Annotated in this window: 2 protein-coding genes, 1 other RNA gene and 1 pseudogene; 2 read left to right on the top strand and 2 right to left on the bottom strand. The window is 41.1% G+C overall.

Annotation, left to right across the window (positions count from 1 at the left end):
- Positions 1 to 60: a transfer-messenger RNA gene (gene ssrA, locus V7783_RS20890) on the top strand; the annotation flags it as partial.
- 504 nt (positions 61 to 564) lie between these two features.
- Positions 565 to 771: pseudogene (locus V7783_RS20885) on the top strand (transposase); the annotation flags it as partial.
- A gap of 370 nt (positions 772 to 1,141) precedes the next feature.
- Here V7783_RS20885 and V7783_RS20880 read toward each other — a convergent pair.
- Together V7783_RS20880 and V7783_RS20875 are read right to left on the bottom strand one after the other, a co-directional pair.
- Entirely contained in the window at positions 1,142 to 3,175 is a 2,034-nt protein-coding gene (locus tag V7783_RS20880) for an alkyl/aryl-sulfatase (protein ID WP_335680369.1), read from the bottom strand.
- 855 nt (positions 3,176 to 4,030) lie between these two features.
- The gene (locus tag V7783_RS20875) at positions 4,031 to 4,660 is read right to left on the bottom strand and encodes a hypothetical protein (protein ID WP_101030933.1); all 630 of its coding nucleotides are present in this window, start codon (positions 4,658 to 4,660) and stop codon (positions 4,031 to 4,033) included.
- Positions 4,661 to 6,580 lie beyond the last annotated feature (1,920 nt).

The following is a 6,580-nucleotide window of genomic DNA, read 5'->3' as shown; positions in this document are numbered from 1 at the left end:
CATGTAGTGCCGAGGATGTAGGCTTTCTGGACGCGGGTTCAAGTCCCGCCGCCTCCACCAATTTATAGAAGGGCTTAGCAGCAATGCTAAGCCCTTTTTGTTTGTCTATTTTTGGGTGGCAACATTTTATACTTCGATTAACTGGTCGTAATCATTCAATTTAAAAAATAACATCAACGTCGTGGCGCTTCGCCCACACCAGACCAAGAGGAAATCAACGGCTATTCCCTCTTGGAACTCCCAGCCGCCCCGCAACATTTTCAAACAGCGAAAAGGTCGCCATGGGGTCAGATCCAGCTTTTTACCTCATTTGTAATCGTCTTCGGACTTATTCGAAAATGCTAACGCTTCCGATAGGCCATCCTTGGCCAGCGAAAGCTAGCCTGACGTCCTGTCAGGCTCACGCGATTTTCTTCAACGTCCTCAAGTTCAGAGTTGAGTCACACCAATTGCAAGCAAGGTATGCAAATCATTTATGCCCCAAAGTTGCTTACCAGCGTCTCAAGCTTGACCTACATTTTGTAATGGGTGAAAGTAGCTACATAAATCGGATCGATTCAGAGTTTGGATGTCAGCATGAATGAAGACGCATGCAAATATACAAAGACCATGGTGCAGAGAACCTATCTTGCCTACGTCATACGAGCTTGAATATGCTTCGAGCAGAGCGAACCAAGTTAAGCATTGTAGGAAAAAAAGCGATGTATGATGAACACATCAATGCTACAGGCGGTATTAAGTGCTGGTTTTAGTCAGATGGTGAAAAATTAGGCATTCATGCGGTCGCCATGCGGTGGCATGGTCAATGATGTTCCCTACATCATTGTGACATTTCCCATATCCATATAGGTCAGATGTGCGAGAAAGGCCATGGTCAGCTCACATCATTTTCTTCAACGGCCTCAAGTTCAGAGTTGAATTTATCCATTTACAGGCACTAACTCATTTTTGAACATAAACATTTTAGAGAAGCCAGTGTTTCAGTTTACTTTTATAAAAGTTTACTCTTACCCGATTGAGTTTCAGGAGCCTTCGACATAATAAGCTGAAAAAATTTGCCTCAGAAATCGAACAATCGTCGATTCGTGGAAACATAAAAAAGGTTCACCCTAATTAGAGGTGAACCTTTTTCTTACTTAGCTTACTTAGCGATAGTGCCTGGTAGTAACTCAAATGCCATAGTGAAGTTAACTAATGAAGCCATTAACTCATCTATTGCCTTGCGGTCACCATCAATTTTAACTTTACCAGCTTTAATTTTCTCATCAAAACTTTTTGCGCCCATCATAACATCGTTTAATTCAGCACGATCAATAGTAAGGGTCAAGTCAGCTTTGTCAGAATTAACACCCTGGATATTAGTTAGTGCAGAATGACTTAACTCGACAAGGTATTTCTCGCCATTATCAGGGGTAACCAAATTAATAATAAAGTGTTTACCTGCTGATTTTTCAGTATCAAGACGCACACCAAGGAAATCAAGCCATAATCCAGTAGACATACCTCTGATCATATCAGGACCTGAAGACTTTGGAGAGCTACCTGTAGGCATGCCATTACGAAGCTCATAGGCTGCAGCAAGAAAGCTGTTTCGAACACTCGGACTTTCTTTTTGATAACCAATTTGTTCAAACACATCGGCTAGTAAATCTTTCGCCTGTTGGTTCTTAGGTTCTGCATAGACTAACTTGTTAAGGATTTCAGTTGCATGAAAATACTTACCTTGGTCAAACAACTGCTTTCCTTTAGTGATAATCTTAGCGCTACCGCCCATCATCTCAACATATAAAGGTGCAGAGTCTTCAGGTGACAAAGGCATTAAGGTCGCAGGGTTTGCATCCCAATAACCTAAATAGCGATTCAATACTGCGCGGCTATTGTGCTCTTCAGAACCATGATAGCTGTGTGCAGACCATTGTTGACGTAGGCTTTCAGGAAGCTTATAAACATTATGAATTTGATTAACTGTCACACCTTGGTTGGCCAAATGTAGCACCTGGTTATTTAGGTGGGCATAGGTATCACGTTGGGTACGCATTATTTCTTGAATACGTTCGTTACCCCAACGAGGCCAAGAGTGTGAAGCAAACATGACTTCGGCATCTTGTCCAAATTTATACAAAGAGACGTTAATTTGCTTAGACCATTCCAATGCATCACGTACTAATGCGCCACGTAAAGTATAAATATTGTGGATAGTACCAGTAATATTTTCTGCAGCCCAAAATGCTTTCATATCTGGGAACCAAGTGTTCATTTCTGCAGGGGCTTCTGTCCCTGGCGTGCTTTGGAACACCATCTTAACGCCATCAATTGTCATATCAGTGAAATCTTGCTTAATAGTCACGTTAGGCTCAATTAAGCCTAAATTACCCGCTGCAGTATTTTTACCGATAGACTGATCGACGTGTCCATACGGACTGCGCGGTAACAATACACCATATTGGAAGAACATACGGCGAGTCATAGCATTACCCGCCATCACATTCTCAGCAATTGCATGGTGCATGAAACCCTCAGGGGCAATAATTTTAACCTTACCACTCTTAACATCTTCTTCATTCACAACACCACGAACACCACCAAAATGGTCTGCATGAGAATGCGAATATACAACGGCAACAACTGGGCGTTCACCCAATTGCTCATTAATAAACTTTAGCGCTGCAGCAGCGGTTTCTTTAGCTGTTAACGGGTCAAATACAATCCAGCCTGTATCGCCTTTAATAAAACTAATGTTCGCTAAGTCATAACCACGGACTTGGTATATTTTGCCTGGAAGCACTTCATATAAACCATAAGCCATGTTCAATACAGCTTGACGTTGTAACGATGGATTGATTGTATCGAAGGTTTTACCTTCATCAAGTAACCAGTCGTAGCTGCCCATATCCCAAGCAACGTTGCCTGCTTCAGCCATGATTTGCTTATAATCAGGTGCAGCTATAAAGCCTTTTTGAGCTTCATCAAAATCACGCTTATCTTCAAACGGAAGTGTTTTACGTAATCCATTTTGCAATTCTATGGTGAACTTCGAAGGCGCTTTTCCTTTTTCATCAAAATGCTTAGTAGGATCACTTTTTATAACGGCCCCGCCACCTGCAGCCATAACAGAAGATACGGATAAGCCCATAACCGCTGATACAACTATTACATTAATTAGTTTTCTATTCATAAAAACACTTCCTCAAATGTTAAATATATCTTGAATTAGTTGAATTAGTTGAATCAGTTGGAGAGGTAGAGATAGAGATAAATTACTCTAACTATTGAGCTAAATTTTTTATAAAACTTATGACCAACAATTAACTAACATATTTATAGTATAAAAATTGAGATTTATAAAGGGGTGGGTAAAATCAGGGAAACCGCATTAGTGTTTAATTTTTACACATCTCGCTAAATCCCGCTTTTAAAACAGCCTCTAAGAAGGTTGGTTTCATCCATGCTCGTTTGCGTTTTGCACTGATTGATCCACAGGACGATAGTAACTACCAAGAAATATTTGTGGAGATAGCTGAGCGTGAGAAAGGTAATACATATGATTTTAATGTTGAGCCAAGGTTTAAGTATACGAAATCAACAAATATAAATTGGTTTATAAAACACGCCACGGTTTATAACCAGGGCTAGTTCGCAAATGATTTTTTAAGCATAAGCAGTTTATTAAACGTTCTAGATTTAAAGTAAATCAACTGAAAGTAACATGTCTTTAAGCGATAAAAATTCATCGCTGAAGCATGCTGTTCAAAAAATAGGGCACTCATGCGGTTGCCCTGACCTCGTAGCACTCGCGTTTTGAAAATTATAAAAGGTGATCGAAACTCAAATAGAAGGGGGTTATGTTGTTACTTCAAAAAATGGCTATGTATTGTTTTATTAAGGGGGGGTGGGCTAGTGCGTCAGCCTCAGCCTTACTCTGGCTTTCAAAATCGTCGCAACCTACTATGATCACAATGCATATCAGAACCAGAAAAGTTCTGGGCAACATATTATTAGATGGACGGTTTATCATTTGAAATACCACCTTTTATGGGGCATTGAGGGTTTCTGATTTCTCGACCCTTAATTGCCATATCGCTTCTCCCGGATATAGACCATAAACCAGTTTTCGTGTTCCGCCGGTTGGATTTTGATTGGTGTCACCTTCGTTATATATGGGAAAAGTTCTTAAAAGCTTTTGTTCTTCCATCTTGAAGGTATCGTGTCCCATATATCCTTTAAAATTCTCATCCCTTTCTAGTATTTCAGGGAAATTGATCATTGACAGGCTTTTGTCTTTATTTGAGGCAAATCCCAATACTGTTCCATAACTTCCGGAACCCGACGAAATTGTGATGATGTAGATTTCATCAAAACCGTTACCGTCAAGGTCGGCTACAAATACTTCTGAAATAGGATCCCTGTCTTGGTATATTGCCGGATAATTGTGCTCAAAGTCCTTGGTACTGATTTCGATAGTGCTAAGGCTCTGACCGGCCGGGTGGGTTTCCGATATGATGATCGCTTTACCCGTCTTTGTCTTATACGTTTTGGGGGCATCGGATGAGTCAGACTTGTTATCGGAGCAGGATATCAAACCGATTGTTGAAACAAACATTGCGATAACAAATAATATGCTTAGAGACAGATCTTCCTTTTTTCGTCCCGTGATGCTCATTTTATTCCCCGCTCCGCATTGAAATAATCTACTTAAGAATATAGGAAGAAAAAAGCCTTTTGCCAAAAAACTGTTGATTTGAGGCTCTGTTCCATTTCAGTGTTGGCTTTACGTAATTGCTTCATAAGACGAGCTTTATTTTTGTAAGATTCTTTGTTTTCCATGGATATAAACCATTAGAACTTCTCCCTCAACTAGGGAGAAGTTCAGCCATGAATTCAGCAATTTTTAGCTCTGGAATTTATTTTCTTAGTTAAAAAAGCTGAATAAAAAATAACTCATGGCGGATTTCGAACCTGTTTTCATTCGAGCCCTTCAGGACAAACCACAAAAACTAGCGTTTATGATCGATCCAGTTTCAAAGTCTTGATTACGTTACAATATCAAGTTGCACTATGACAAATAATTGTGCGTTTATATTAAAGTTTGATCTTGTAGTGGTTCAGTAGTTTTGACCAGGCATTTGTAGGTAATTGGGATACTAGAAGTTATCTGAAAACCAAACTTTGTCCGATCTTTGTAACACGGAAATGTCCGTGCGACCTGAAGTCGTATGAAGCGCTGTTCACCGCGAAGAGTGAACCATCTGTATCACCAGATGACCCTAGGATCCTGAATAAAGCAGCGGATCCGACAATGTAACGAAGTCCAGTAAATCACTGGACGGGAACTGAATCGTGAGAGGACGTTCCTCCTGATAACCACAATCGGGTAAGTGCTAGGGTGTCAGTATGATGAACGTAAGTGAATCCATTTAAGGTGCGTTATACGTGAAGCAGCGGAAGTGGTTTATACGCTGTGGCCAAAAGGCAACGAGAGTTGGAAAGAAATTGGACAGTATTCTTTCGTGATCAACATTACTCTCCGCACTATAGTGGGCATCTAACCTGACATTGCGCGACATACGGAACAGGGTAAGCCTGTATCGCTCCCATTGGGAAAGTTATCTGTGAAGATAGCCGATAGTGGTGCAGGTAAAGGAGGCTGGAGAAAGCCAATACTGCATTGTAATGATGCAGATACAGACCTTGTGTCTGGCACGAAAGTGAGCCCACTTCCAGCAGGTCTCCCGTTGCAAGAAAGTTAGAAGAACTTTGTTAATGGAGAAACGCAAATGATGACTTCGATTGAAGTTAGTGCCTCTCCTTGCTTTGCTCAATGATAATCCATCGACTGGAAAGTCATAGAACAGAAAGTATCAAAGCTTCAAGTGAGTATTGCAAAGGTAACTCCTGTGGTTACCGGGTAACATAGTACGCCTTAGTGGAGGCTTGAGCCGTATGCAGTGAAAGTTGCACGTACGGTTCTTAGGAGAGCGGCACCTGATAACAGGTGCCGCTTATCCGACAAAAACGAGCTAGTCTCTGTTTGAAAATGTCTAAATTCAGCTTTGAACTTGAGGCCGTTGAAGAAAATAGCGTGAGCTGGCCATGGATGGCCCGCTAGCTTTCGCGGTACAGGATGTACCATCGGAAGCGTTAGCATTTTCGAATAAGGCTGAGGCCGAAGTCAAGTGCGGTCAAAAGCTAGATCAATCCCCATGGCGACCTTTTCGCAGCTGTTGTTTAATCCATTTGAAAAATGTTGCGGGACGGCTGGGCCAATTCTTGAGCAAAGAGTCAAGAGGGAATAGCCGTTGATTTCCTCTTGGTCTGGTGTGGGCGAAGCGTCACGACGTTGATGTTATTTTTTAACTTGAGATAAGAGTAAAATCGAACCCACAAATTACCCGGTCAATACCTTTGAAATAATTAAAAGCACATTAACCATGTGGCGGCGGGACTTGAACCGGTGTCCATAAAAAATCCCTGCTGGCATTGCTGCCTGCGGGGATTTTTTGTTAATCAGCCTAAAGCTGATTAATGGTCACTTTCATGTGATTTACTATGTTCTGCTCAATCGTTATTAGCTTTGTTTTTT

The sequence above is a fragment of the Pseudoalteromonas sp. genome (assembly GCF_036960685.1).
Classification (GTDB): domain Bacteria; phylum Pseudomonadota; class Gammaproteobacteria; order Enterobacterales; family Alteromonadaceae; genus Pseudoalteromonas.
The sequence above is the reverse complement of the archived record's forward strand: the minus strand, read 5'-3'. Positions and strand labels throughout refer to the sequence as shown.